Annotated in this window: 24 protein-coding genes; 21 read left to right on the plus strand and 3 right to left on the minus strand. The window is 69.0% G+C overall.

The window, feature by feature from the left end; all coding sequences use genetic code 11:
- The 11 genes from AC1DYN_RS14375 to AC1DYN_RS14425 form a co-directional block, all read left to right on the plus strand.
- A partial coding sequence (locus AC1DYN_RS14375) for a phosphatidate cytidylyltransferase (protein WP_477960599.1) occupies positions 1-457 on the plus strand: 457 nt, incomplete at its 5' end.
- Positions 458-498: 41 nt separating this feature from the next.
- Positions 499-1,701, plus strand: a complete 1,203-nt coding sequence (gene ispC, locus AC1DYN_RS14380) for a 1-deoxy-D-xylulose-5-phosphate reductoisomerase (RefSeq protein WP_477960601.1) — start codon at positions 499-501, stop codon at positions 1,699-1,701.
- Positions 1,698-3,077: an RIP metalloprotease RseP gene (gene rseP, locus AC1DYN_RS14385; RefSeq protein WP_477960603.1), complete on the plus strand. Its 1,380-nt coding sequence runs from the start codon at positions 1,698-1,700 to the stop codon at positions 3,075-3,077. Before ispC ends, rseP begins: the two co-directional genes overlap by 4 nt.
- A gap of 7 nt (positions 3,078-3,084) precedes the next feature.
- Positions 3,085-5,409, plus strand: coding sequence for an outer membrane protein assembly factor BamA (bamA, locus tag AC1DYN_RS14390; RefSeq protein WP_477960606.1), 2,325 nt, complete (start codon positions 3,085-3,087; stop codon positions 5,407-5,409).
- Complete coding sequence (locus tag AC1DYN_RS14395) at positions 5,409-5,936, plus strand: OmpH/Skp family outer membrane protein (protein WP_477960608.1); 528 nt, start codon at positions 5,409-5,411, stop codon at positions 5,934-5,936. Before bamA ends, AC1DYN_RS14395 begins: the two co-directional genes overlap by 1 nt.
- A gap of 3 nt (positions 5,937-5,939) precedes the next feature.
- Positions 5,940-6,968, plus strand: a complete 1,029-nt coding sequence (gene lpxD, locus AC1DYN_RS14400) for a UDP-3-O-(3-hydroxymyristoyl)glucosamine N-acyltransferase (RefSeq protein ID WP_477960610.1) — start codon at positions 5,940-5,942, stop codon at positions 6,966-6,968.
- 8 nt (positions 6,969-6,976) lie between these two features.
- Positions 6,977-7,417: a 3-hydroxyacyl-ACP dehydratase FabZ gene (gene fabZ, locus AC1DYN_RS14405; RefSeq protein WP_477960693.1), complete on the plus strand. Its 441-nt coding sequence runs from the start codon at positions 6,977-6,979 to the stop codon at positions 7,415-7,417.
- Between the two features lie 20 nt (positions 7,418-7,437).
- Positions 7,438-8,226, plus strand: a complete 789-nt coding sequence (gene lpxA, locus AC1DYN_RS14410) for an acyl-ACP--UDP-N-acetylglucosamine O-acyltransferase (protein WP_477960612.1) — start codon at positions 7,438-7,440, stop codon at positions 8,224-8,226.
- Between the two features lie 7 nt (positions 8,227-8,233).
- The gene (gene lpxB / locus AC1DYN_RS14415) at positions 8,234-9,382 is read left to right on the plus strand and encodes a lipid-A-disaccharide synthase (protein ID WP_477960614.1); all 1,149 of its coding nucleotides are present in this window, start codon (positions 8,234-8,236) and stop codon (positions 9,380-9,382) included.
- Positions 9,354-10,025, plus strand: coding sequence for a ribonuclease HII (gene rnhB, locus AC1DYN_RS14420; protein ID WP_477960616.1), 672 nt, complete (start codon positions 9,354-9,356; stop codon positions 10,023-10,025). The genes lpxB and rnhB overlap by 29 nt, the downstream gene beginning before the upstream one ends.
- Positions 10,019-10,801 carry a TrmH family RNA methyltransferase gene (locus tag AC1DYN_RS14425; protein ID WP_477960618.1) on the plus strand — a complete coding sequence of 261 codons (783 nt, stop codon included), beginning with the start codon at positions 10,019-10,021 and terminating at the stop codon, positions 10,799-10,801. Before rnhB ends, AC1DYN_RS14425 begins: the two co-directional genes overlap by 7 nt.
- Before the next feature lie 25 nt (positions 10,802-10,826).
- On the opposite strand, the gene ppsR is transcribed toward AC1DYN_RS14425, so the two are convergent.
- Positions 10,827-11,648, minus strand: a complete 822-nt coding sequence (gene ppsR / locus AC1DYN_RS14430; protein ID WP_477960620.1) for a posphoenolpyruvate synthetase regulatory kinase/phosphorylase PpsR — start codon at positions 11,646-11,648, stop codon at positions 10,827-10,829.
- Positions 11,649-11,864: 216 nt separating this feature from the next.
- Between ppsR and ppsA the strand changes: the two genes are divergently transcribed.
- From ppsA to dnaB, 8 genes are all read left to right on the plus strand, one after another.
- The gene (gene ppsA / locus AC1DYN_RS14435; protein ID WP_477960622.1) at positions 11,865-14,261 is read left to right on the plus strand and encodes a phosphoenolpyruvate synthase; all 2,397 of its coding nucleotides are present in this window, start codon (positions 11,865-11,867) and stop codon (positions 14,259-14,261) included.
- Between the two features lie 7 nt (positions 14,262-14,268).
- Positions 14,269-14,535, plus strand: a complete 267-nt coding sequence (locus tag AC1DYN_RS14440) for a DUF4212 domain-containing protein (protein ID WP_477960624.1) — start codon at positions 14,269-14,271, stop codon at positions 14,533-14,535.
- The gene (locus tag AC1DYN_RS14445) at positions 14,528-16,600 is read left to right on the plus strand and encodes a sodium:solute symporter family protein (protein WP_477960626.1); all 2,073 of its coding nucleotides are present in this window, start codon (positions 14,528-14,530) and stop codon (positions 16,598-16,600) included. The genes AC1DYN_RS14440 and AC1DYN_RS14445 overlap by 8 nt, the downstream gene beginning before the upstream one ends.
- Positions 16,601-16,728: 128 nt before the next feature.
- Positions 16,729-17,091: a 30S ribosomal protein S6 gene (gene rpsF, locus AC1DYN_RS14450; protein WP_477960628.1), complete on the plus strand. Its 363-nt coding sequence runs from the start codon at positions 16,729-16,731 to the stop codon at positions 17,089-17,091.
- A gap of 37 nt (positions 17,092-17,128) precedes the next feature.
- Entirely contained in the window at positions 17,129-17,410 is a 282-nt protein-coding gene (gene priB, locus AC1DYN_RS14455; RefSeq protein WP_477960629.1) for a primosomal replication protein N, read from the plus strand.
- Positions 17,411-17,463: 53 nt separating this feature from the next.
- A complete protein-coding gene (gene rpsR / locus AC1DYN_RS14460; RefSeq protein ID WP_047502601.1) occupies positions 17,464-17,754 on the plus strand; it encodes a 30S ribosomal protein S18 in 291 nt (96 codons plus the stop codon).
- 11 nt (positions 17,755-17,765) lie between these two features.
- Positions 17,766-18,218 (plus strand): 50S ribosomal protein L9, encoded by a 453-nt coding sequence (gene rplI / locus AC1DYN_RS14465; protein ID WP_477960631.1) that lies wholly within the window; start codon positions 17,766-17,768, stop codon positions 18,216-18,218.
- Between the two features lie 159 nt (positions 18,219-18,377).
- Complete coding sequence (gene dnaB / locus AC1DYN_RS14470; RefSeq protein WP_490363525.1) at positions 18,378-20,849, plus strand: replicative DNA helicase; 2,472 nt, start codon at positions 18,378-18,380, stop codon at positions 20,847-20,849.
- Here the strand turns inward: dnaB and tehA are convergent.
- The gene (tehA, locus tag AC1DYN_RS14475; RefSeq protein WP_477960635.1) at positions 20,846-21,811 is read right to left on the minus strand and encodes a dicarboxylate transporter/tellurite-resistance protein TehA; all 966 of its coding nucleotides are present in this window, start codon (positions 21,809-21,811) and stop codon (positions 20,846-20,848) included. The genes dnaB and tehA overlap by 4 nt on opposite strands.
- Before the next feature lie 107 nt (positions 21,812-21,918).
- Here tehA and AC1DYN_RS14480 point away from each other — a divergent pair, with 107 nt between their 5' ends.
- Both AC1DYN_RS14480 and AC1DYN_RS14485 read left to right on the plus strand, forming a co-directional pair.
- Complete coding sequence (locus AC1DYN_RS14480; protein WP_477960637.1) at positions 21,919-22,839, plus strand: AraC family transcriptional regulator; 921 nt, start codon at positions 21,919-21,921, stop codon at positions 22,837-22,839.
- A 92-nt stretch (positions 22,840-22,931) separates the two neighbouring features.
- Entirely contained in the window at positions 22,932-23,894 is a 963-nt protein-coding gene (locus AC1DYN_RS14485; RefSeq protein WP_477960639.1) for a M28 family peptidase, read from the plus strand.
- On the opposite strand, the gene AC1DYN_RS14490 is transcribed toward AC1DYN_RS14485, so the two are convergent.
- Positions 23,878-24,846: a DUF3616 domain-containing protein gene (locus AC1DYN_RS14490; protein ID WP_477960641.1), complete on the minus strand. Its 969-nt coding sequence runs from the start codon at positions 24,844-24,846 to the stop codon at positions 23,878-23,880. The genes AC1DYN_RS14485 and AC1DYN_RS14490 overlap by 17 nt on opposite strands.
- Positions 24,847-24,993: the final 147 nt, after the last annotated feature.

Consider the following 24,993-nt stretch of genomic DNA (forward strand, 5'->3'; position numbering starts at 1 on the left):
CGCCAGTGCCAAGACCATCGGCGTCAATTTCCTGCTGTCGGTGCTGTGCCTGGTGTGGGCCGCCGACATCGCCGCCTACTTCGGCGGCAAGGCCTTCGGTCGCCGCAAGCTGGCGCTGTCCATCAGCCCGGGCAAGAGCTGGGAAGGCGTCTGGAGCGGCATGCTCGGCGTGCTGGCGCTGGCCGCGGCCTGGATTGCGCTCGACCGCGCGGTGGCGCCCGATTCGGCGAGCCTGTACTCGATCCTGCTGCAGCGCTTCGGCGTGCCGGGCCTGGTGCTCGCGCTGGTGTTCCTGTCCGCCATCAGCGTGGTCGGCGACCTGGTCGAATCGCTGGTCAAGCGCGCCGCGGGCGCCAAGGACAGCAGTGCCTTGCTGCCCGGCCATGGCGGCGTGCTCGACCGCGTCGACGCGCTGCTGCCGGTGTTCCCGATCGCGCTGGCGCTCAGCTCGCTGTAACCCGGCGCCCGCACGCGACGCCCCTCTGCCAGGCCCCCCCGATGTCAGAAGTTTCGTCTCCCCGCCAGAGGGTGTGCATCCTCGGCTCCACCGGCAGCGTCGGCACCAGCACGCTCGACGTGCTGGCGCGCCATCCCGGCCGCTTCGAGGTGTTCGCGCTGTCGGCCCACAGCCGCAGCGACGAGCTGCTGGCCCAGTGCCTGCACTGGAAGCCGCGCTTCGCGGTGATGCCCGACCCTGAGCACGCGAAGCGCCTGCGCGAAGGCCTGCGCGAGGCCGGCTCGAAGACCGTGGTGCTGGAAGGCGCGAAGGCGCTGGAAGAAGTCGCCGCGCATCCCGAGGTCGACAGCGTGATGGCCGCGATCGTCGGCGCCGCCGGGCTGCCGGCCTGCCTGGCCGCGGCGCGCGCCGGCAAGCGCCTGCTGCTGGCCAACAAGGAGGCGCTGGTGGTCGGCGGTGCGTTCTTCATGGATGCGGTGCGCGAGGGCGGCGCGACCCTGCTGCCGGTCGACAGCGAGCACTCGGCGATCTTCCAGTGCCTGCCCGAAGACCGCGCCACCTGGCCGCAGCGCATCGACCACCTGCTGCTCACCGCGTCGGGCGGGCCGTTCCGCCGGCGCGACCCGGCGACGCTGCGCCACGTCACGCCCGACGAGGCCTGCGCGCACCCGAACTGGGTGATGGGCCGCAAGATCTCGGTCGATTCGGCGACGATGATGAACAAGGCGCTCGAGGTGATCGAGGCGCGCTGGCTGTTCGACCTCGCGCCCGAGCAGGTGCGCGTGGTGCTGCACCCGCAGAGCGTCATCCACTCGATGGTGGTGCTGCGCGACAACTCGGTGCTGGCCCAGCTGGGCACGCCCGACATGCGCGTGCCGATCGCCTACAGCCTGTCCTTCCCCGAGCGCATCGAATCGGGCGCCTCGCAGCTCGATTTCCTGCAGATGTCGGCGTTGAGCTTCGAAGAGGCCGACTTCGTGCGCTACCCGGGCCTGAAGCTTGCGTGGGACACGCTGCGCGGCCCCGAAGGCAGCACGGCCATCCTCAACGCGGCCAACGAGATTGGTGTCGCTTCATTTCTGGCCGGAACCATCCGCTTCGACCAGATTCACAGCGTCAATGTCAGCACCCTCGATGCCATGAGTCCCGAACGCGACGCCTGCCGCACGCTGGCCGGCCTGCTGGCGCTGGACGACGAGGCTCGCCGGGTCGCGCGCGCTTGCGTCGCGAGGATGGGCGCATGAACCTGCACATCGCCCAGGTCCTCGGTTTCATCGTGACGCTGGGGATCCTGATCGTCTTCCACGAATACGGCCACTACCGCATCGCGCGGGCCTGCGGCGTCAAGGTGCTGCGCTTCTCGGTCGGTTTCGGGCGCGTGCTGTGGCGTCGCCAGCGCAGCGCCGACGACACCGAGTTCGTGCTGTCCATCCTGCCGCTGGGCGGCTACGTGCGCATGCTCGACGAGCGCGAAGGGCCGGTCGCGCCGCACGAGCTGTCGCGCGCCTTCAACCGCAAGCCGCTGTGGCAGCGCGCGGCCATCGTCGCCGCCGGGCCGGTTGCCAACCTGCTGCTGGCGGTGCTGTTCTATTCGGCCGCGCACTGGATCGGCGTGCAGGAACCGAAGGCGCTGCTGTCGACGCCGGCCGCCGGCAGCCTGGCCGAGCGCGCCGGCCTGCGCGCCGGCAACCTGGTGACGGCCGTCTCGACCGACGGCAGCGACTGGCAGGACGTGCAGTCGATGAGCGACCTGAGCTGGCAGCTGACCCAGTCGCTGCTGCGCACCGAGCGCCTGCAGCTGATGGTGTCCGATGCGCAGGGCCACGGCCCGCACGCCGTCAGCCTCGAGCTCGACACGCTGGACACCTACGAAATCACGCCGCAGACGCTGGCCCGCATCGGCATCGGCATGCCCTTCACCGAGCCGGTGCTGGGCGTGCTGTCGCCGGGCGGTGCCGCCGAGCGCGCCGGGCTGCGCCAGGGCGACCGCGTGCTCAGCATCGACGGCGTGCCGGTGCCCGATTCGCAGCGCCTGCTGCAGCTGATCCGGGCCAACGGCGCGCAGGGCGAGTCGAGTGCCGCGGCCTGGCGCGTGCAGCGCGCCGGCCAGGTGATCGAGCTCAGCGTGCGCCCGAGCGTCGAGCGCGACGGCGAGCAGCGCATCGGCCGCATCGGTGCCGACCTGCGGGCGCCATTCGAGATGGTGACGGTGCGCTACGGACTGTGGGGCGGTGTGTCGCAGGCCATGCAGCGCACCTGGGACTCGTCGGTGCTGACGATCAAGATGCTGGGCCGCATGCTGATCGGCCAGGCCTCGCTGAAGAACCTGAGCGGCCCCATCACGATCGCCGACTACGCCGGCAAGTCGATCCTGCTCGGCCCCGCGTATTTCCTCGCGTTCATCGCGGCGGTCAGCGTCAGCCTCGGCGTGTTGAACCTGCTGCCGCTACCGATCCTCGATGGGGGGCACCTGATGTATTATCTTTTCGAAGCGGTGACGGGGCGGCCTCTCTCGGACGTGTGGCTTGAGCGGCTGCAGCGGGGCGGGGTGGCGATCATGCTCTTGATGATGTCGCTCGCTCTCTACAACGACGTGGCCCGGACCCTGGGCCTGCACTGATCACCGCATGCGCCATCCTCTCGCCCTCCAGTTCCAACACGTCCGTCCCGGCTCCCTGCGTCCCACCGTCCTCAGCCTCGCGCTGGCTGCGGCATTGCACGCAGGGTCTGCCTGGGCGGTGGCCCCCTTCGAGCTGAAGGACATCCGCGTCGAAGGCCTGCAGCGTTCCGACGCCGGCACGGTGTTCGCGTCGCTGCCGTTCCGCATCGGCGACACCTACAACGACGAGAAGGGCGCGGCGGCGCTGCGCGCGCTGTTCGCCACCGGCCTGTTCAAGGACGTGCGCATCGAGGTCGACGGCAACGTCGTGGTGGTGATCGTCGAAGAGCGCTCGGTCATCGCCAACATCGACTTCGTCGGCCTGAAGGAATTCGACAAGGACACGCTGACCAAGTCGCTGAAGGACTTCGGCATCGGCGAGGGCCTGCCGTTCGACAAGGCGCTGGCCGACCGCGCCGAGCAGGAGCTCAAGCGCCAGTACCTGACGCGCAGCCTGTACGGCGCCGAGGTCGTCACCACGGTGACGCCACAGGAGCGCAACCGCGTCAACGTCACCTTCACGATCACCGAAGGCTCGGCCGCGCGCATCAGCGAGATCCGCATCCTCGGCAGCCAGGCCTTCTCCGAGAGCACGCTGCTCGGCCTGTTCGACCTGAACGACGGCGGCTGGCTCAGCTGGTACACCAAGGCCGACCGCTACTCGCGCGCCAAGCTGACGGCCGACCTGGAGACGCTGCGCTCGTACTACCTGAACCGCGGCTACCTCGAGTTCCAGGTCGTCTCGACGCAGGTCGCGATCTCGGCCGACAAGCAGGACATCACGATCACCGTCAACATCAAGGAAGGCCAGCCCTACACCGTGACGGCGGTCAAGCTCGAGGGCGAGTACCTCGGCAAGGAAGAAGACTTCAAGACGCTCGTGACCATCAAGCCCGGCGAGCCGTACCGCGCCGAGTCCGTGGCCGAGACCACCAAGGCCTTCACCGACCGCTTCGGCAGCTTCGGCTACGCCTTCGCGCGCATCGACCCGCGCACCGACATCGATCGCGCGACCGGCCGCGTCGTGCTGACGCTGGTGGGCGATCCGCAGCGCCGCGTCTACGTGCGCCGCGTCAACGTGGCCGGCAACAGCCGCACGCGCGACGAGGTGGTGCGCCGCGAGTTCCGCCAGTTCGAATCGTCGTGGTACGACGCGCGGCGCATCAAGCTGTCGCGCGACCGCGTCGACCGCCTGGGCTACTTCAGCGAGGTCACCGTCGACACCAACGAGGTCGCGGGCTCGCAGGACCAGGTCGACCTGACGCTGACCGTGAAGGAAAAGCCCACCGGCAACCTGATCGTCGGTGCCGGCTTCTCGAGCGCCGACAAGCTGGCGCTGAACGCGTCGATCCGCCAGGACAACGTGTTCGGCTCGGGCAACTACCTCGGCATCGAGCTGAACACCAGCCGTTCCAGCCGCACGCTCGACCTGAGCGCGGTCGATCCCTACTTCACGATCGACGGCATCTCGCGCGCGCTCGACGTCTACTACCGCACCGTCAAGCCGCTGAACAGCCAGGGCGAGGAATACCAGCTCGTCACGCCGGGCGCCTCGGTGCGCTTCGGCGTGCCGTTCAGCGAGTACGACACGGTGTTCTTCGGCATCGGCATCGAGCGCACCGAGATCCGCGGCGCGACCGCGCTGCCGAACAACTACTTCCTGTACCGCCTGCGCTATGGCGACGCCAGCACCTCGGTGCCGCTGACCATCGGCTGGGCGCGCGACCAGCGCGACAGCGCGCTGGTGCCCAACGACGGCCAGTTCAAGCGCATCAACGTCGAGTGGGGCGCGTTCGGCGACACGCGCTACGTCCGCACGAACACGCAGTTCCAGCAGTACATCCCGCTGACCAAGAAGTACACCTTCGCGTTCAACGCCGAGCTCGGCTGGGGCAAGGGGCTGAGCGGCCAGCCGTACCCGATCTTCAAGAACTTCTACGGCGGCGGCCTCGGCACCGTGCGCGCGTTCGACCAGGGCTCGCTCGGCCCGGTCGACGTGGTCGGCTCCTACAGCGGCGGCTCGAAGCGCCTGAACATCAACAGCGAGCTGTACATCCCGGTGCCCGGCTCGGGCAACGACCGCACGCTGCGGCTGTTCGGCTACGTCGATGCGGGCAACGTCTGGGGCGAGAAGGAGACGCCCACCTGGGACAGCATGCGCGCCTCGGCCGGTATCGGGCTGAGCTGGGTGTCGCCGGTGGGCCCGCTGAAGCTCAGCTACGGCGAGCCCATCCGCTACAAGTCAACAGATAGAATTCAACGTTTGCAATTCCAGATCGGGACCGCGTTCTAATGAAAAGCTCCACCCTCAAGTCCCTGAAGTTCGGACTGGTCGCCGCTGCACTGGCTGTCACCGCGCTGGGCGTGCAGGCGCAGGAACTGAAGATCGGCTACGTCAACAGCGACCGCGTGCTGCGCGACGCGTTGCCGGCGAAGGCGGCCCAGACCAAGCTGGAAGCCGAGTTCTCGAAGCGCGAGAAAGACTTGAACGAGATGGGCAACCGCCTGAAGGCGGCGGGCGACAAGTTCGAGAAAGACCAGCCGACGCTGGCCGAATCGGAAAAGAGCCGTCGCCAGCGCGACCTGGTCGACCAGGACCGCGAGTTCCAGCGCAAGCGCCGCGAGTTCCAGGAAGACCTGMASCAGCGCAAGAACGAAGAACTGGCCTCGGTCGTCGAACGTGCCAACAAGGTCATCAAGCAGATCTTCGAGACCGAGAAGTACGACATCATCCTGCAGGAAGCCGTCTTTGCCGGCCCGCGCATCGACATCACCGACAAGGTGATCAAGGCGCTGAACGCCCAGCAAGGCGGCAAGTGATCGGTGGGTGAGACCCGTCTCGGCGACATCGCCGCGCACCTCGGCGGCGAGCTGGTCGGCGACCCGGCGCTGCGCATCGACCGCATCGGCCCCCTGCAGGACGCGACGCCGTCCACGATTTCCTTCCTGTCCAACCCGCGCTACACCGCCCAGCTCCAGTCCACGGCCGCGGGCTGCGTGATCGTCGCGCCCGCGATGCGCGAGGCCGCGGTGGCCCGCGGCGCCACGCTGGTGTGTGCCGACCCCTACCTGGCCTTCGCGAAGCTCACGCAATGGTGGGCCGCGCGGCTGCGCCCGGCCACGCCCGCCGGCATCCATCCGACGGCCGCCGTCGATCCGTCGGCCCAGGTCGACCCGGGCGCGAGCATTGGGCCCTTCGTGCTGGTGGAGGCCGGCGCGCGGGTCGAGGCCGGCGCGGTGATCGGCGCGCACAGCGTGATCGGCCACGGCGCAAGCGTCGGCGAATCGACGCGCTTCGCGCCGCGCGTGACCCTGATGCACGGCTGCCACATCGGCGCGCGCGGCATCGTGCACAGCGGCGTCGTGATCGGCGCCGACGGCTTCGGGTTCGCGCCGACGCCGTCGGGCTACGTCAAGATCGAGCAGCTGGGCGGCGTGCGCATCGGCGACGACGTCGAGATCGGCGCCAACACCTGCATCGACCGCGGGGCGCTGGCCGACACCGTGATCGAAGAGGGCGTCAAGCTCGACAACCTGATCCAGATCGGCCACAACGTGCGCATCGGTGCCCACACCGCGATGGCCGGCTGCTCGGCCGTGGCCGGCAGCACGACGATCGGGCGCTACTGCACCATCGGCGGCGCCGCCTGCATCGTCGGCCACCTGACGCTGGCCGACCGCGTCAACATCTCGGCCGTCAGCGTGGTCACGCACTCGATCCTGCAACCGGGCACGTACAGCGGCGTGTTCCCGATCGACGACAATGCCAGTTGGGAAAAGAACGCCGCAACCTTGCGCAACCTGTACCGCCTGCGCGAGCGCCYGCGTGCCCTTGAAAAGAAGATTGCATGACCACCACCATGATGGACATCCACCAGATCCTGAAGAAGCTCCCGCACCGCTATCCGATCCTGCTGGTCGATCGCGTGCTCGAGCTCGACAAGGGCGTGCGCATCAAGGCGCTGAAGAACGTCAGCATCAACGAGCCGTTCTTCACCGGCCACTTCCCGCACCGCCCGGTGATGCCGGGGGTGCTGATGCTCGAGGCGCTGGCGCAGGCTGCCGCGCTGCTGTCGTTCGAGACCAATGGCGATTCGCCCGACAGCGACACCGTCTACTACTTCGTCGGCATCGACGGCGCGCGCTTCAAGCGCCCGGTCGAGCCGGGCGATCAACTGATCCTCGACGTCGCGGTCGACCGCGTGAAGGCGGGCATCTACAAGTACAAGGCGCGCGCCTCGGTCGACGGCGAGCTGGCCGTCGAGGCCGAGCTGATGTGCACGATGCGCAAGGTGGGCTGAGGCCAGGAGGCGCGACGACGATGGCCACCATCCATCCCACCGCAGTGATCGCACCCGGCGCGCAGCTGGGTGCCTCGGTCAGCATCGGCCCGTATGCCGTGATCGGCGAACACGTGCGCATCGGCGAGGGCACGACCGTCGGCGCCCACGCCGTGATCGAGGGCCGCACCACCATCGGCCGTGACAACCGGATCTTCCAGTTCGTCTCGCTGGGTGCGGTGCCGCAGGACAAGAAATACGCCGGCGAGCCGACGCAGCTGCACATCGGCGACCGCAACACCATCCGCGAGTTCTGCACCTTCAACCTCGGCACCTCGCAGGACGTGGGCATCACGCGCGTCGGCGACGACAACTGGATCATGGCCTACGTGCACCTGGCGCACGACGTGCAGCTGGGCAGCCACACCGTGCTGGCCAACAACGCGACGCTGGCCGGCCACGTGCACGTGGGCGACTGGGTCACGATCGGCGGGCTGTCGGGCATCCACCAGTTCGTCAAGATCGGGGCCTATGCCTTCGTCGGCTTCTCCAGCGCGGTGTCGCAGGACGTGCCGCCCTACATGATGGTCGACGGCAACCCGCTCGCGGTGCGCGGCTTCAACATCGAGGGCCTGCGCCGGCGCGGCTTCTCGGCCGAGCGCATCGCGGCGGTCAAGCAGATGCACCGCAGCCTGTACCGCAGCGGTCGCACGCTGCAGGAGGCGCGCGACGAGATCGCGGCGCTGGGCACCAGCGTGCCCGAAGCCGCCGGCGACGCGGCGATGATGACCGGCTTCCTCGCCGGCGTGACGCGCGGCATCGCGCGCTGACCCTGCCGTGACGAATCCCGGTTCGCCACGGCTGGCCCTGGTGGCCGGCGAAGCTTCGGGTGACCTGCTCGCCGGGCTGTTGCTGGGCGGGCTGAAGGCGCGCTGGCCCGGGTTGCAGGCGGCCGGCATCGGCGGCCCGCGCATGGCGGCCCAGGGCTTCGAGGCCTGGTGGCCGCACGACAAGCTGGCGGTGCGCGGCTACGTCGAGGTGCTGCGCCACTACCGCGAGATCTCCGGCATCCGCGAGCAACTGGCCGTGCGCCTGCTGCGCGAGCGCCCCGACGCCTTCATCGGCGTCGACGCGCCCGATTTCAACCTCGGCCTCGAGACCCGGCTCAAGCAGCAGGGCATCAAGAGCATCCATTTCGTCAGCCCGTCGATCTGGGCCTGGCGCGGCGGGCGCATCGAGAAGATCCGTGCCGCGGTCGACCACGTGCTGTGCATCTTTCCGTTCGAGCCGGCGATCTATGCGCAGCACGGCATCGCCGCGACCTACGTCGGCCATCCGCTGGCCGATGCGATCCCGCTCGAGGTGCCGCGTGCTGCCGCGCGGCAGGCGCTCGGGTTCGGCGCCGACGAGTCCGTCGTCGCGCTGCTGCCCGGCAGCCGCCGCTCCGAGATCCAGTACATCGCCCCGCGCCTGCTGGCGGCGGCCGCGCTGATGCAGCAGCAGCGGCCGGGCCTGCGCTTCGTGCTGCCGCTGGTGCCTGGGTTGCGGCCGCTGGTCGAGCCGATGCTGGCGCAACATGCGCCGGCGGCCGGCATCCAGCTGCTCGACGGCCTGTCGCACGAGGCGCTCGCCGCCTGCGATGTCACGCTGATCGCCAGCGGCACGGCCACGCTCGAGGCAGCGCTGTTCAAGCGGCCGATGGTCATCACCTATGCGATGAACTGGCTGAGCTGGCAGATGATGAAGCGCATGGGCTACCAGCCCTGGGTCGGGCTGCCCAACATCCTGCTCGGGGAATTCGCGGTGCCGGAGCTCTTGCAGAACGACGCGACGCCGCAGAAACTCGCAGCTGCGGGGCTGGCCTGGCTGGACAAGCCGGAACAGTCCGCTGACATTGCGAAGCGTTTCACCGAATTGCACCACCGACTGCGCTGCAACACCGCCCAGGCTGCCACCGATGCGATCGAAAAAGTCCTCCGTGCCTGAACAGCTGGGCCTGCGCTTCGAGACCGTGGGCCTGGTGGCCGGCGTCGACGAGGCCGGCCGCGGGCCGCTGGCCGGCCCGGTGGTCGCGGCGGCGGTGATCCTGGACGACCGTCGGCCGATCCGCGGGCTGAACGACTCGAAGAAGCTGTCGCCCGCGGTGCGCGAGCGGCTGTACGACGAGATCCAGGCCAAGGCCTTGTGCTGCGCGATCGCGCAGGCGAGCGTCGAGGAGATCGACACGCTGAACATCCTGCATGCGACCATGCTCGCGATGCGCCGCGCGGTCGAGGGCCTGCGGCTGAAGCCGGGCAAGGTGCTGGTGGACGGCAACCGGCTGCCGGTGCTGAAGGTCGCGGCCGAGGCCATCGTGCAGGGCGATGCGCTGGTCCCGTCGATCTCGGCCGCGTCCATCCTGGCCAAGGTGCACCGCGACCGGCTGTGCCTGACGCTGCACGAGATGCACCCGCAGTACCGCTTCGACGAGCACAAGGGCTACTCGACGGCGGTGCACCTGGCGGCGCTGAAGCAGCACGGCGCCTGCGTGCATCACAGGCGCTCGTTCGCGCCGGTGCGCGAGGCGCTGGCCGGCACGCTGGACCCCACGATCGCGATCGGCACCGTCGCCGACGGTGACGCGTGGTGACCGGCGCGGTCGTCAAGGCGATCAGTTCGCGCGACAACCCGCTGCTGGTGCGCCTGCGCAAGCTGGCGGCCGACCCAGGCGGCTACCGCAAGCTGGGCGAGGTGCTGCTCGAAGGCGATCACCTGTGTTCGGCCTTGTTGCAACGGGGTGGTGTGCCGGCGATGGCGGTGATCGGCGAATCGGGTTGGCAACTGCCGAAGCTGCGGGTGCTGGCCGAGCGTGCGCCGCAGGTCGTCGTGTTGCCGGATGCCTTGATGGCGGGCGTGGGCACGCTGGATTCGCCGGCGCCGATCGCTTTCGTGCTGGCCTGGCCGGGCGGCGGGACGCTGCAGGCCGACGCGCCCAGCGTCGTGCTCGACCGCTTGCAGGACGCCGGCAACGTCGGCGCGGTGCTGCGCAGCGCGGCGGCCTTCGGGTTCACGCAGGTGGTGGCGCTGAAGGGCACGGCGGCGCTGTGGTCGCCGAAGGTGCTGCGGGCCGGGATGGGGGCGCATTTCGGGCTGCGCCTGGTGGAGGGTGTCGAGGCCGAAGCGCTCGATGGGCTGGCGGTGCCGCTGCTGGGCACCAGTTCGCATGCGACCCAGGCAATCCACGAGGGCCGCTTGCCGTGGCCCTGCGCCTGGGTGCTGGGCCATGAAGGGCAGGGCGTGTCGGCCGCCTTGGCATCGCGCTGTGCGCTGTCGCTGCGCATCCCGCAGCCGGGTGGCGAGGAATCGCTGAACGTCGCTGCGGCCGCCGCCGTCTGCCTCTACGAGTCTGCACGCCAACGCCTGTAGCCCGGATGCCAATCCGGGCTGGCGTTCAATACATCAACCGATCCGGCCGGATATCCCGCAGGATCGTCGTCGCGATCTCCTCGATCGACTTGTGCGTCGATGACAGCCACGCGATGTTCTCGCGCCGCATCATCGCCTCGGCCTCCGAGACCTCGTGGCGGCAGTTGTCGATGCTGGAATAAGGGCTGTTGGGCCTGCGCTCGTGGCGGATCTCGGCCAGCCGCTCGGGCGCGATCGTCAGCCCGAAGCACTTGCGGCGGTGCGGCGCCAGCCCGGCCGGCAGGATGCGGCGCTCGAAATCTTCCGGGATCAGCGGGTAGTTGGCCGCCTTGATGCCGTGCTGCATCGCCAGGTACAGCGAGGTCGGCGTCTTGCCGCTGCGGCTCACGCCGACCAGGATCACGTCGGCCTCGGCCAGGTTCTTCGACGACTGCCCGTCGTCGTGCGCCAGCGAGAAGTTGATGGCCTCGATGCGGTCGGTGTATTCCTGGCTTTTCGAGATGTCCGGGAAACGGCCGACGCGGTGGTTCGAGGTCATCTCGAACTCGGCCTCCAGCGGCTCGATGAAGGTGTTGAACATGTCCAGCACCATGCCGCGGCTGCTGGCCTTCAGGATCTTCAGCAGCTCTATGTTGACCAGCGTGACGAAGACGATCGGCCGGCGGCCCTCGATCTCGGCCGAATGGTTGATCTCGCGCACCACCTGGTGCACCTTGTCTTCCGAGTCGATGAAGGGCCGGCGCACGTGCCGCGGCTTGATCGCGAACTGCGCCAGGATCGAGTTGCCGAAGGTCTCGGCGGTGATGCCGGTGCCATCGGAGACGAAGTAGACGGTGCGGTTGGCCATGCGATCAGGGGGGCGACGGTTTCGCCATGATAGGCACGAAGGCCCGTAAAATCGCCCCCAATCTTCCAAATCGCCCCCCCAACGCCCCAGGTCCATGCCCACACAAGAATGTCAGAAGCGCTGGACCGCGCGTCGCACGCTGGAGCCCTCTGAGCCTTGCTCGGGTTCGCGCATCGGGCGGGAAGCACCGGTTTCTCAACATCACGGAGCTTTCCCATGTCACTTCCGAACCTGGCGACCGCCATGGTCGCACCGTTTGAACATCTGAGAATGACCGACGTCGAGACGGTCGGCGGCAAGAACGCCTCCCTCGGCGAAATGATCTCCCAGCTGGCTGCCTCGGGCGTGCGCGTGCCCGGCGGCTTTGCCACCACCGCCCACGCCTTCCGCCAGTTCCTCGCGCACAAGGGCCTCGCCGCCCGCATCCAGGACCGTCTTTCCACCCTCAACACCGACGACGTCAAGGCGCTGGCCGAGGCCGGCGCGCAGATCCGCGGCTGGGTCGAGGAGACCCCGTTCCCGCCCGAACTGGAAGCCGCCATCYGCGCCGAGTTCGCGCGCCTGACCGCCGACCACCCGGGCGCGTCGTTCGCCGTGCGCTCGTCGGCCACCGCCGAAGACCTGCCCGACGCCAGCTTCGCCGGCCAGCAGGAGACCTTCCTCAACGTGATCGGCATCGACGAGGTGCTGCACAAGATGAAGGAGGTGTTCGCGAGCCTCTACAACGACCGCGCGATCAGCTACCGCGTGCACAAGGGCTTCGCGCACGCCGACGTGGCCCTGTCGGCCGGCGTGCAGCGCATGGTGCGCTCCGACCTGGGCGCGGCCGGCGTGATGTTCACGATCGACACCGAGAGCGGCTTCAAGGACGTGGTGTTCATCACCTCCAGCTACGGCCTGGGCGAGACGGTGGTGCAGGGCGCCGTCAACCCGGACGAGTTCTACGTGCACAAGCCCTCGCTGAGGAACGGCAAGCAGGCCATCATCCGGCGCAACCTCGGCTCGAAGCTCATCAAGATGGAGTTCGCGACGCCGGCCGAGAAGGCCGCGTCGGGCCGCCTGGTCAAGACGGTCGACACCGTGACCGAGCTGCGCAACCGCTACTCGCTGAGCGATGCCGACGTCGCCGAACTGGCGCGCTATGCGCTGGTCATCGAGCAGCACTACGGCCGCCCGATGGACATCGAATGGGGCAAGGACGGCGCCGACGGCAAGCTCTACATCCTGCAGGCCCGCCCCGAGACGGTGAAGAGCCAGGCGCAGGGCAAGGCCGAGCAGCGCTACAAGCTCAAGGGCACCGGCACCGTGCTGGCCGAAGGCCGTGCGATCGGCCAGAAGATCGGCACCGGCCCGGTGCGCATCGTGCACAGCCTGGCCGACATGGACACGGTGCAGGCCGGCGACGTGCTGGTCACCGACATGACCGACCCGAACTGGGAGCCGGTGATGAAGCGCGCCAGCGCCATCGTCACCAACCGCGGCGGCCGCACCTGCCACGCCGCCATCATCGCGCGCGAGCTGGGCATCCCGGCGGTGGTCGGCTGCGGCGACGCGACCGACACGCTGAAGGACGGCGCGCTGGTCACCGTGGCCTGCTCCGAAGGCGACACCGGCTACATCTACGAGGGCCTGCTCGACACCGAGGTCAGCGAGGTGCAGCGCGGCGAGCTGCCGTACTGCCCGATCAAGATCATGATGAACGTCGGCAACCCGCAGCTGGCCTTCGACTTCGCGCAGATGCCCAACAGCGGCGTCGGGCTGGCGCGGCTCGAGTTCATCATCAACAACAACATCGGCGTGCACCCGAAGGCCATCCTCGACTATCCCAACATCGACCTCGACCTGAAGAAGGCGGTCGAGTCGGTGGCGCGCGGCCATGCGTCGCCGCGCGGCTTCTACGTCGACAAGCTGGTCGAGGGCATCGCCACCATCGCGGCCGCCTTCTGGCCCAAGCCGGTGATCGTGCGGCTGTCCGACTTCAAGAGCAACGAGTACCGCAAGCTGATCGGCGGCTCGCGCTACGAGCCCGAGGAAGAGAACCCGATGCTCGGCTTCCGCGGCGCGTCGCGCTACGTCAGCGAGAGCTTCGGCGAGGCCTTCGCGATGGAGTGCGAGGCGCTCAAGCGCGTGCGCCAGGACATGGGCCTGGACAATGTCGAGATCATGGTGCCTTTCGTGCGCACCCTCGGCCAGGCCAGGCGCGTGGTCGAGATGCTCGGCGAGCACGGCCTGAAGCGCGGCCAGGACGGCCTGCGCATCATCATGATGTGCGAGATCCCGAGCAACGCGATCCTGGCCGAGCAGTTCCTCGAGTACTTCGACGGCATGTCCATCGGTTCGAACGACCTGACGCAGCTGACGCTGGGCCTCGACCGCGACTCGGGCATGGAGCTGCTGGCGCGCGACTTCGACGAGCGCGACCCGGCCGTGAAGGCGATGATCTCGCGCGCGATCGCGGCCTGCCGCGCGGTCGGCAAGTACATCGGCATCTGCGGGCAGGGGCCGAGCGACCACCCGGACTTTGCCGACTGGCTGGCGCAGGAGGGCATCGTGTCGATCTCGCTGAACCCGGACACGGTGGTCGAGACCTGGCAGCGTCTCGCAAAGCGCTGAACCCGAGGTGACCGAGGCCGAGCCGACCCGCAGCTACTGGCGCAGCAACCGGCGCATCGTCGCCGGCTTGCTGCTGCTGTGGTTCGCGGTCGGCTTCGGCGTCGCGTGGTTCGCGCGCGAGCTGAGCTTCGGCTTCTTCGGCTGGCCGTTCAGCTTCTGGGTCGGCGCACAGGGGGCCTTGCTGGTGTTCCTGGCGATCATCGGCGTCTACGCGTGGGTGATGAACCGGATGGACGCGGCGCAGCCGGGCGGCGACCATTCCGGCCATGAGTGACCCCGGCGAGCAGCGCCGCTTCCTTCGCCGGCTCAACAAGGTCTACGGGCTCTACACCGTGGGCCTGCTCGCGTTCATCGCGGCGCTGGCCGCCGCCGAGCAGGCGGGGCTGCCGAAGCGCTGGATCGGCGTGACCTTCCTGCTGGCCACCGTGGCGCTGTACGCCGGCATCGGCATCATCTGCCGCACCACCGACGCGGTCGAGTACTACGTGGCCGGCCGGCGCGTGCCGGCCGCCTACAACGGCATGGCGACCGCGGCCGACTGGATGTCGGCCGCATCCTTCATCAGCATGGCCGGCACGATGTACCTGCAAGGCTACGGGGGCCTGGCGTTCATCATGGGCTGGACCGGCGGCTTCTGCCTGGTGGCGCTGCTGCTCGCGCCCTACCTGCGCAAGTTCGGCGAATTCACGATTCCCGATTTCCTCGGCGCGCGCTACGGTGGCCATGCGCCGCGGCTGATCGGCGCGGCGGCGGCGGTACTGTGCTCGTTCACCTACGTGGTGGCACAGATCTATGGCGTCGGCCTGATCACGACGCGGCTGACCGGCGTCGCCTTCGAGGTCGGGATCTTCCTCGGGTTGGGTGGCGTGCTGGTGTGCTCGTTCCTCGGCGGCATGCGCGCGATCACCTGGACGCAGGTGGCGCAGTACATCGTGCTGCTGGTGGCCTACCTGGTGCCGGTGGTGTGGCTGTCGGTCAAGCAGACCGGCGTGCCGGTGCCGCAGGCCGTCTACGGCGAACAGCTGCAGAAGGTGACGCAGCGCGAGAAGGAGCTGATGGCCGACCCGCGCGAGCTGGAAGTCATCGCGCTGTACAAGGCCCGGGCCGACGGCTATGCGGCGCGGCTGCAGGACGTGCCCGGCGCGCTGGCGCTGGAGCGCGCCGAGGCGCGTCGACAGATCACCGCGCTGCGCCGCGCCGGCGCACCGCTGGCGGACCTGCAGGCGGCCGAGAAGCAGCTGCTGGCGGTACCGGCCGACGAGGCGGCGGCGCGCATGGCCTGGACCCAGGCCCAGCAGGCCGCCGAGGCGAGGGCGCGGCCGCTGGGCGGCATGCTGCCGCACGGCACGCCGTTCGCGGGCGATCCCGACGGCAGCCCGGCAGAGCAGGCCGCCTTCGACGACTCGCGCCGCAACTTCATCGCGCTGGTGTTCTGCCTGATGGTCGGCACCGCGGCGCTGCCGCACATCCTGGTGCGCAGCTACACCACGCCGTCGGTGCGCCAGGCGCGCCAGTCGGTCACCTGGTCGCTGTTCTTCATCCTGCTGCTGTACCTGTCGGCGCCCGCGCTGGCGGTGCTGGTGAAGTACGAAGTGTTCACCGGGCTGGTCGGCACGCCGTTCGACCACTTGCCGGCCTGGATCTCGAACTGGGCCAAGGTCGACCCGACGCTGCTGTCGGTCACCGACATCAACCGCGACGGCGTGCTGCAGCTGGGCGAGATCCGCATCGGTGGCGACATCGTCGTGCTGGCCACGCCCGAGATCGCCGGGCTGCCGTATGTCGTGTCGGGCATGGTGGCGGCCGGCGGGCTGGCCGCCGCGCTGTCGACTGCCGACGGGCTGCTGCTGACCATCTCCAGCGCCTTGTCGCACGACCTGTACTACCGCACGCTCGACCCCAAGGCGGCGGGGGGGCTGCGCGTGATGATCTCCAAGGTGATGCTGCTGCTGGTGGCGATGGCGGCGGCGGCGCTGGCGACGCAGAAGCCGGCCGACATCGTGTTCCTGGTGGCGGCGGCGTTCTCGTTCGCGGCTTCGGCCTTCTTCCCGGCGCTGGTGCTGGGCGTGTTCTGGAAGCGCGCGAACCGTCGCGGGGCGGTGCTGGGCATGGTGGTCGGGCTGTCGGTGACGCTGTATTACATGGCGCTGAACGAGCCCTGGCTGCGCGGGCTGCTGGGCGTGCAGGCGCCGGGGCAGCTGTGGTTCGGCATCCAGTCGATCTCGGCCGGCGTGTTCGGCGTGCCGGCGGGCTTCGCGGCGACGGTGATCGGCAGCCTGCTCAGCGCGCCGCCCGGGCCGCAGAGCCAGGCTTTCGTCGACGCCTTGCGCAGACCCTGACAGAAGTACCCCAGCCCGGAATTTCCAGAGTAGAATCCCGGGTTCGCCTTGCCACACCCAGACGACGCTTGGGGTGGCTTCCGTGCCGAGGGTCCTTGACCCGAGGCGCAAACCCAAAAGGAGCTTCAATGCGTCATTACGAAATCATCTTGCTCATCCATCCGGATCAGAGCGAACAGGTTCCGGCCATGCTGGAACGCTACAAGGGTGTGGTCACCGCCGCCGGCGGCAAGGTCCACCGTGTCGAGGACTGGGGCCGTCGCCAGATGGCTTACCTGATCCAGAAGCTGGCCAAGGCCCACTACCTCTGCATCAACATCGAATGCAGCAAGGAAGCCCTCGGCGAGCTGGAAACGGGCTTCCGCTTCAATGACGCCGTGCTGCGTCACCTGACCGTCGTTCGGCCCCAGGCCGACACCGGTCCTTCGGTGATGATGAAGGCTGTCGAGAAGGAAGAGTCCCGCAAGGCACCGCAGGAAGCTGCGGCCTGAGGAACGTGATGTCCCGCGCGTCCTGCCGGGGCGCCGCATGAACCGGGTGGTTCTGTCGGCGCAGCTGGTGGAGCGGGGCGCTGTGAGATACACGCCGGCCGGGCTGCCGGCCTTCGATTTGAGCCTCAAGCACGAATCGCAGGTCAGCGAATCCGGCCAGGTCCGCAAGGTCTCCCTGGAGATCCGGGCGGTGGCCATCGGCGATATCACGCGGCGCCTGCAGGCATTGCAGATCGGGAGCACCGGCACCTTCGCCGGGTTCCTGTCGGCAGTGCGAAGCGGCCGCGGCACGCTGTTCCATGTGACCGAATTCGAATGAGCCCCGTGCTCAACCTGTCCGTCCGGATTTTTGATATTCAAGTGAGGTGAAACATGCCCCCGCCACGTGGTAAAGGTCGGTTCTCGAAGGACCGCAAGCCCAAGCGCAACCAACAATCCCTGCTGTTCCGCCGCAAGCGCTTCTGCCGCTTCACGGTGACCGGCGTCAAGGAAATCGACTACAAGGACATCGACACCTTGCGCGATTTCATCGGTGAAAACGGCAAGATCACGCCCGCCCGCCTGACCGGCACGCGTGCGTTCTTCCAGCGTCAGCTGACCACCGCCATCAAGCGCGCGCGCTTCCTGGCGATGCTGCCGTACAGCGACCAGCACAAGGTCTGAGGAGCCACCCCATGCAAGTGATCCTGCTCGAAAAAGTGGCCAACCTCGGCAACCTGGGCGACGTCGTCAAGGTCAAGGACGGTTTCGCCCGCAACTTCCTGATCCCGACCAAGGCCGCACGCCGTGCGACCGAGACCGCGATCAAGGAATTCGAAGCCAAGCGCGTCGAACTCGAAAAGGCCGCCGCCGACAAGTTCGCCACCGCGCAAGCGCTGGGCGAGAAGATGAGCGGCCGCACCGTGCACATCACGCAGAAGGCGGGTGTGGACGGCCGTCTGTTCGGTTCGGTGACCAACAACGACATCGCCGAAGCCCTGACGCGCATCGACTTCAAGATCGCCAAGGCCCAGGTGCGCATGCCCAACGGTCCGCTGAAGACCGTCGGCGAGCACGTCGTGACCGTGGCGCCGCACACCGATGTGGTGGTGGAAGTCAAGGTTGTCGTGGTCGGCGAAACCGACTAAGGTACGCCCTTCACGCCTCGACAAAGGGTCGGCTCTGCCGGCCCTTTTTCATTGGGGGCGGAGTTTTACAGGCTTGTCCGCAGCTTCGGCACGGGATGTTCACAGGTTTGTCCACAGGACGGGAAGCATTCGATGTCCACGGTTTTCAATCCTCCGCCCATGTTCGGCGCCGATCCCGGGTTCCAGCGGGGCAGTGACGACGAGGTGGCGCGGCTGCGCGTGCCGCCGCACTCGATCGAGGCCGAGCAGAGCGTCATCGGCGGCCTGTTGCTCGACAACAGCGCCTGGGACCGCGCCGGCGACCTGCTGCACGACACCGACTTCTACCGCCACGAGCACAAGCTGATCTATGCCGCCATCGGCGGGCTGATCAACGCGGCCAAGCCGGCCGACGTGATCACCGTCTTCGAGCAGTTGCAAAGCCTGGGCAAGGCGGAGGACTGCGGCGGGCTGGTCTACCTGAACGGGCTGGCGCAAAGCGTGCCGAGCGCCGCCAACCTGCGCCGCTATGCGGAGATCGTGCGCGAGCGCGCGGTGCTGCGCAAGCTGGTCGCGGCCAGCGACGAGATCGCCACCGCCGCCTTCAACCCGCAGGGCCGGCCGGTGTCGCAGATCCTGGACGAATCCGAAAGCAAGATCTTCAAGATCGGCGAGGAGGGCTCGCGCTCGCGCCAGGGCTTCATCAGCATGGACACGCTGGTGGTGCAGCTGATCGACCGCGTCAACGAGCTGCACGAGAACGGCGCCGAGGAAGTGACCGGCGTGCGCACCGGCTTCTACGACATGGACCGCATGACGGCCGGCCTGCAGCCGGGCGACCTGATCGTGCTGGCGGCGCGGCCGTCGATGGGCAAGGCGCAGCCGCTCGACGCCCAGGTGCGGACGCTGTCCGGCTGGAAGCGCATGGGCGATCTGGAGGTCGGCGACGCGCTGGCGTCCGTCGACGGACGGTCCTCCATCGTCACCGGCGTGTTCCCCCAGGGTGAGAAGGACGTCTGGCGCATCCGCTTCTCGGATGGCCGCTCGGCCGAATGCTGCGACGAGCATCTGTGGCAGGTGCATTTCCGCACCTGGAAGGCGCCGAAAGTCGTGAGCACGGCCGAACTGCGGGCGTTGCTGCAGAAGGCGCGCTACCGCAATCGCCTCTGGATCGACTGCGCGAGCGGCGATTTCGGTCACCTCGACGCGCTGCCGATCGATCCGTGGCTGCTGGGCGCCCTCATCGGTGACGGCAACCTCACCGGTACCGGCTCGGTGCGCTTCTCGACCGCGGACGCCGAGATGATCGAGCGTGTCGCAGAGCGCGTGGGCGACGGCATGGAGGTCACCCACGCGGGGCGCTATGACTACCGCATCGTGCGCGAGGACCGCGGCCATGTGCCCGGCCTGGTGGGCGCCCAGCCCAACCCGCTGCGCGTGGCTCTCGAAGCGCTGGGCCTGTCGGGCCTGGCCAGCGACCGCAAGTTCATTCCCGAGAGCTACCTCACGGCCAGCCGCGAGCGCCGCCTCGACCTGCTGCGAGGCCTGCTCGACACCGATGGCTGGGTCGAACGGTGGGGCAGCATCCGCTTCTCGACGGCGAGCCGACGGCTGGCGGACGATGTGGCCGCGCTGGTGCGCTCGCTCGGTGGCTGGTGCTCGATCAGCGAAAAGGCAACGCGCTACACCAGCGTTGCCGGGATCAAGCTGGCGGGCCTGCCGGCCTATGTCTGCCACGTCTCGCATCCCGAACCGCGTTCGCTGTTCCTGCTGTCCGACAAGCAGGCGCGTGCGCCCGAGCGCTGGCAGCGCCAGAAGCGCCTGACCGTCAGCGCGATCGAGCCGTCGCGCCGCGCGCCGTGCCAGTGCATCTCGGTGTCGCACCCGCAGCGGCTGTACATCACCGACCAGGACGTCGTCACCCACAACACGGCCTTCGCGCTGAACATCGCCGAGAACGTCGCGGTGCACGAGGGCCTGCCGGTGGTGGTGTTCTCGATGGAAATGGGCGCGGCGCAGCTCGCGTTGCGGATGGTCGGCTCGCTCGGCCGCATCGACCAGAGCAACCTGCGCACCGGCAAGCTGCGCGACGACGAATGGGGCCGCCTGTCGGAGGCGGTCGAGAAGCTGGGCAAGGCGGCGGTCTTCATCGACGAAGGCTCGGCGCTGTCGCCGAGCGAGCTGCGCGCCCGTGCGCGGCGCCAGGCGCGCCAGTGCGGGCAGCTCGGCTTGATCGTCGTCGACTACCTGCAGCTGATGAGCGGCAGCGGCGGCGGCAGCGAGGAGAACCGCGCCACCGTGATCGGCGAGATCTCGCGCGGCCTGAAGTCGCTGGCCAAGGAACTGAAGTGCCCGGTGATCGCGCTGTCGCAGCTGAACCGAAGCGTCGAAACGCGGACCGACAAGCGGCCGATGATGAGCGACCTTCGCGAATCGGGCGCGATCGAGCAGGATGCAGACGTCATCATGTTCATCTACCGCGACGACTACTACAACCGCGAGGACAGCAAGGACCCGGGCGTGGCCGAGATCATCATCGGCAAGCAGCGTAACGGCCCGACCGGCACGGTGCGGCTCGCGTTCCTGAAACCGCTGACGAAGTTCGAGAACCTCGCACCGGGCAGCGACGGCGGCGGCGGGGACATGTACTAGGCACGCAGCGGTCGGACTGCTGCAGGCGCTCCGCGCAGCAGCAGCGCGAGGGTCTTCAACGCCAACAGGCCGATCAACAGGTTGGCGGCGACGAAGGCCGCCGGCGCAAGCCACCGCACCGGCCCGGTCGCGCCACCCTCGACCAGGCGCATCGCGAGCGTCGGCAAGGCCGCGATGCCGAAGCTGAACGCCCAGTACGACGGCGCGAACGGCTGGCGGCGGATCCATGGCAGCAGGCGCAGCAGCAACAACGCCTGGAACAGGCCGTAGCCCAGCAGCGCCTGCGCGAACAGGTCGGGCACGCCATGGTTCAGCGAGATCCACGCGACGCCGCCGACCACCGGCGGTGCCAGCTGGATGCCCAGCAACGGGCGCAGGGGCTCCGGCAGCGCCTCATGGGTCGCCAGGCGGCTCACGATCAGCGACTCGAGGGCCAGCCACAACAGCATCCCGGCACCGAAGAACCAGGTGCCCCATTCGGGCTGGCCGAAGGCGGCCAGCGCCGTGCCGGCGACGAAGTTCTGCGCGACGGCCGGCAGGTAGACCGCCGGCGTCACCAGCTCGGGCTTCAGGCCCCCTTGCCAGAAGCGGCCGTACAGCCACGCACCGACGGCCAGCGAGCCGGCCACCGCGAGCAGCAGCACCCCGAAGGCCAGGCTGCGCGACCACGGCAGCAGCACCGTCGATGCGAGCATGCTGGACACCGGCACCAGGGCCAGGAAAGACGGCTGCACCGGATGCTGCAGTTCGGCGATCGCATCGGCGCGCCGGCGCAGCCACTTGTGCGCATACAGCCCCAGCAGCACGAGCCACAGCGCGAGGCCAGCCGCGCCCACCGCGACCGCCGACCAGGCCGGCAGGGGCCAGAGGCGCACGGCCACGCGCCAGGCGTTGGCCAGCGCGAGCACGCCCACCGCCATGCTGAAGTACGAGACGGGAAGAGGGGCGCGTTGGCTGGTCATGGGGTGGGTCCTCCGGGATCGATGGACCGACTGTAGACAGGCGCGCTACGATGGTGAATGCTGGACACGCTCGAAAACTTGCTCCAGCGTCTCACGGGCGATTTGCCATGGACGCACTGAGCCGCCTCGTCTCCTGGCTCGACACGCGCGGCCGGATGGACCTGCGCTGCCTGTTCGGGGCCGGCTTCTCGGTGCCGCACGAGCGCGTCGGCCCGTGGCGCGCGCCGTTCCACGTGGTGCTGAAAGGGGAGTGCGAGCTGTGGCTGCCGCAGTCGCGCACCGCGATCCCGCTGCGCGCAGGCAGCCTGCTGGTGCTGCCGCACGGCGCGCAGCACACGATCCGCGGCGTGCAGGCGCGGCGCGGCGCGGCGATCCGCACCGACGACAGTGCCTGGTTGCCGATCAAGACCAACGTGGCCCACCCCGACCTCGCCGGGCTCGACCTGCTGTGCGGCGAGTTCGAGTTCCTCGGCCGGCGGCGCAGCCACCTGCTCGACACGCTGCCCGAGCACATCATGATCGCGTTCGACGGTCGGCCCGAGTTCGCGTGGCTGCGCGGGCTGGTCGGCATGATGGCGCACGAGATCGACGGGCAGAAACCGGGGGCGTCGGCCATCGTCGCGCAGCTGTGCGGCGCGTTGTTCACGCTGGCGCTGCGGGCGCACGTGGCAAGCCGGCCTGAGCAACTGGGCCTGATCGGCCTGCTGACGCGCGAGCGCCTCGCGCCCGCGTTGCAGGCGCTGCTCGACGACCCGGGGCGCGCCTGGACCGTCGACGCGATGGCCCGCTGCTGCCACCTGTCGCGTGCCGCGTTTGCGCGCCAGTTCCAGCAGGCCGCCGGCTGCGGCCCGATCGAGATGCTGACCGCGTTGCGCATGGAACTGGCGTCGCGCCTGCTGGCACGAGGCGGGAACGACACCGCGGCGGTCGCCGAGGCGGTGGGGTACCGGTCCGAGGCCGCGTTCAACCGCGCGTTTGCGCGCCATGCGGGCATGACGCCGGGGCGCTACCGGCGCGAGCAGCGGTAGCACGCGGCGCCAAACCCGTCGTTCGTCTCACGGCATCACCTCCTGGCGAGGCGCCGCGGCAGCATGGCTGCCTGGCCACTCCTTGCCCTCCCATGCGCCGTGTCCTGCTGCTTGCTTGCATCCCGTGCCTGATCGTCCTCGCCGCGGCCTGGGCCGCGCTGGTGCAGCCCTTCGTGATGCCGCGGGCGTCGCATCCGCCGGACGTGGACCCGCAACGCCTGGCGCACCACGTCCGGTACCTGTCGGTCGACCTGCACCCGCGCAGCGACAGCGCGATGGGGCATCTCGACCGGGCCGCCGACTACGTCGAAGCCATGCTGCGCGAGAGCGGCGGCACGGTGGTCACGCAGGGAATGGAGGTCGGCTCCCGGCGATTCCGCAATCTCGTGGCCCGCTTCGGTCCGGGCCACGGTGCACCGCTGGTGATCGGCGCGCACTACGACTCGCATGGCAGCGAGACGCCGGGTGCCGACGACAACGCAAGCGGCGTGGCCGGCCTGCTCGAGCTGGCCCGCCTGCTGGGCCGTCACCCGCCGTCGCAGCCGGTCGAGCTGGTGGCCTTCACGCTGGAGGAACCGCCGTATTTCCGCAGCGAGGACATGGGCAGCGCACACCATGCGCGGTCGCTGCGCGCGCAGGGCCGCGAGCCGCGGCTGATGCTGGCGCTGGAGATGATCGGCCGCTTCTCGGATCGGCCCGGCAGCCAGGACTACCCGGTTGCGGGCATGTCGGGTCTCTACGGGGATCGCGGCGATTTCATCGCGATCGTCGGCCGGCTGGAACGCTTCGCGCAGATGCGGGCGGTCAAGGCCGCGATGGCCGGCGCGACGAGCCTGCCGGTGCGCTCGATCAATGCACCGGTGGCCTTGGAGGGCGTCGATTTCTCCGACCATCTCAGCTACTGGCAACTGGGCATGCCGGCGCTGATGGTCACCGACACCGCCTTCCTGCGCAACCACGACTACCACGGGGCCGGCGACACCTGGGACAAGCTGGACTACCGGCGCATGGCCCAGGTGGTCCAGGCGGTCTACGCCGTCACGGCCGCACCGTGATGCTGCGGAAGGATCGCTGCGCCACCGGCAGGGCCTTGCACTCGACGCCCGCGGTCTTGACACCGCCGTCGTCGCTCAGCAACTGGACGTCCTGGGAGTCGGGCAGCACGAACAGCGCCTCGGGCCGCAGCGTCTTGAAGTCGACGTCGGGCCGCAGCGCCGGTGCCTGGCCCGCCACGCCGGACCAGCGGTACAGCGCGAAGCGGCCTTCGTCGCCGGTCGGGCCGGCCACGACCAGGTAGCCGCTGCCGGTGCGTTCCAGGCTGCGGATGCCGCGGCCGTCCAGCGCCAGTTCGCTGACCGCGCCGATGCGGGCACGCTGGCCCTCGATCGCCGCGGCCGGGTTGTCGATCGCCACGACCAGCGCGCGGCCCTGCGACAGCGGGTTGCGCAGGCCGATCAGCAGCGCGCCGTCCGGCGTCGCGGCCAGGCCCTCGATGTTCAGGCCGCCCGTGGCTTCGGGCGGCAGCCCGGCTGCCTCCTTCAGGTGGTACTTCTTCAGCTGCGGCGCATCGAACAGGTCCTTCAGCAGGCGCGTGTACGGCTCGCCCACGGGCTTCAGCGCGGGCGGCGATGTGCCGGCCACGATGTCGGTCGCGAACAGCCGCTGGCGCTCGTCGCGCTTCCTGCCCTTGCTGTTGCGCCCGTGCGAGCTGATCCAGTAGATGCGCTTTCCGATCACGGCCGCGCCTTCGATGTCCGACTCCTGGCCGTCCCCGGTGCGAAGAAAGCGCGCCAGGTCGAGTCGCCCGACCGGTTCGGGCTCGCCGCGCCGGTAGACCATCAAGGTATTGCGCTCGTCATCGGCGACGACGAAATGCGCGGCATCCAGCGCGACCGCGGCCGATGCGTCGCAGATCCCCCGGTAGCTGGTGACGGGCTGCGCCATCGCCGCGCAGCCCCACGCCAGTGCCGCGCCGCCGATGGCGGCCTTCCATTGGATCGCGTCCATGGTGTTCCCCCTGTGCGCGGATTATCCTGCCGCCCCTGAACCGGATGACGATCGGCGTGCTGTCCAGCTCCGGCGTCAGCGGCCTTCCGGTCTCGTTCCTTGCACGCTGTTACCCGAATGCCGTTCGGCTTTCGGTCCAATTGAAAG

The organism is Rhizobacter sp. P2_D12 (assembly GCF_056404395.1).

Coding starts and splice junctions, on each gene's coding strand:
- lpxA (WP_477960612.1), top strand. CDS start 7,438: ATGGCCACCATCCATCCCACCGCAGTGATCGCACCCGGCGCGCAGCTG.
- priB (WP_477960629.1), top strand. CDS start 17,129: ATGAACCGGGTGGTTCTGTCGGCGCAGCTGGTGGAGCGGGGCGCTGTG.
- rplI (WP_477960631.1), top strand. CDS start 17,766: ATGCAAGTGATCCTGCTCGAAAAAGTGGCCAACCTCGGCAACCTGGGC.
- AC1DYN_RS14490 (WP_477960641.1), bottom strand. CDS start 24,846: ATGGACGCGATCCAATGGAAGGCCGCCATCGGCGGCGCGGCACTGGCG.
- fabZ (WP_477960693.1), top strand. CDS start 6,977: ATGATGGACATCCACCAGATCCTGAAGAAGCTCCCGCACCGCTATCCG.
- ppsR (WP_477960620.1), bottom strand. CDS start 11,648: ATGGCCAACCGCACCGTCTACTTCGTCTCCGATGGCACCGGCATCACC.
- AC1DYN_RS14445 (WP_477960626.1), top strand. CDS start 14,528: ATGAGTGACCCCGGCGAGCAGCGCCGCTTCCTTCGCCGGCTCAACAAG.
- tehA (WP_477960635.1), bottom strand. CDS start 21,811: ATGACCAGCCAACGCGCCCCTCTTCCCGTCTCGTACTTCAGCATGGCG.
- AC1DYN_RS14485 (WP_477960639.1), top strand. CDS start 22,932: ATGCGCCGTGTCCTGCTGCTTGCTTGCATCCCGTGCCTGATCGTCCTC.
- bamA (WP_477960606.1), top strand. CDS start 3,085: ATGCGCCATCCTCTCGCCCTCCAGTTCCAACACGTCCGTCCCGGCTCC.
- rnhB (WP_477960616.1), top strand. CDS start 9,354: ATGCGATCGAAAAAGTCCTCCGTGCCTGAACAGCTGGGCCTGCGCTTC.
- rpsF (WP_477960628.1), top strand. CDS start 16,729: ATGCGTCATTACGAAATCATCTTGCTCATCCATCCGGATCAGAGCGAA.
- AC1DYN_RS14480 (WP_477960637.1), top strand. CDS start 21,919: ATGGACGCACTGAGCCGCCTCGTCTCCTGGCTCGACACGCGCGGCCGG.
- dnaB (WP_490363525.1), top strand. CDS start 18,378: ATGTTCGGCGCCGATCCCGGGTTCCAGCGGGGCAGTGACGACGAGGTG.
- rseP (WP_477960603.1), top strand. CDS start 1,698: ATGAACCTGCACATCGCCCAGGTCCTCGGTTTCATCGTGACGCTGGGG.
- rpsR (WP_047502601.1), top strand. CDS start 17,464: ATGCCCCCGCCACGTGGTAAAGGTCGGTTCTCGAAGGACCGCAAGCCC.
- ispC (WP_477960601.1), top strand. CDS start 499: ATGTCAGAAGTTTCGTCTCCCCGCCAGAGGGTGTGCATCCTCGGCTCC.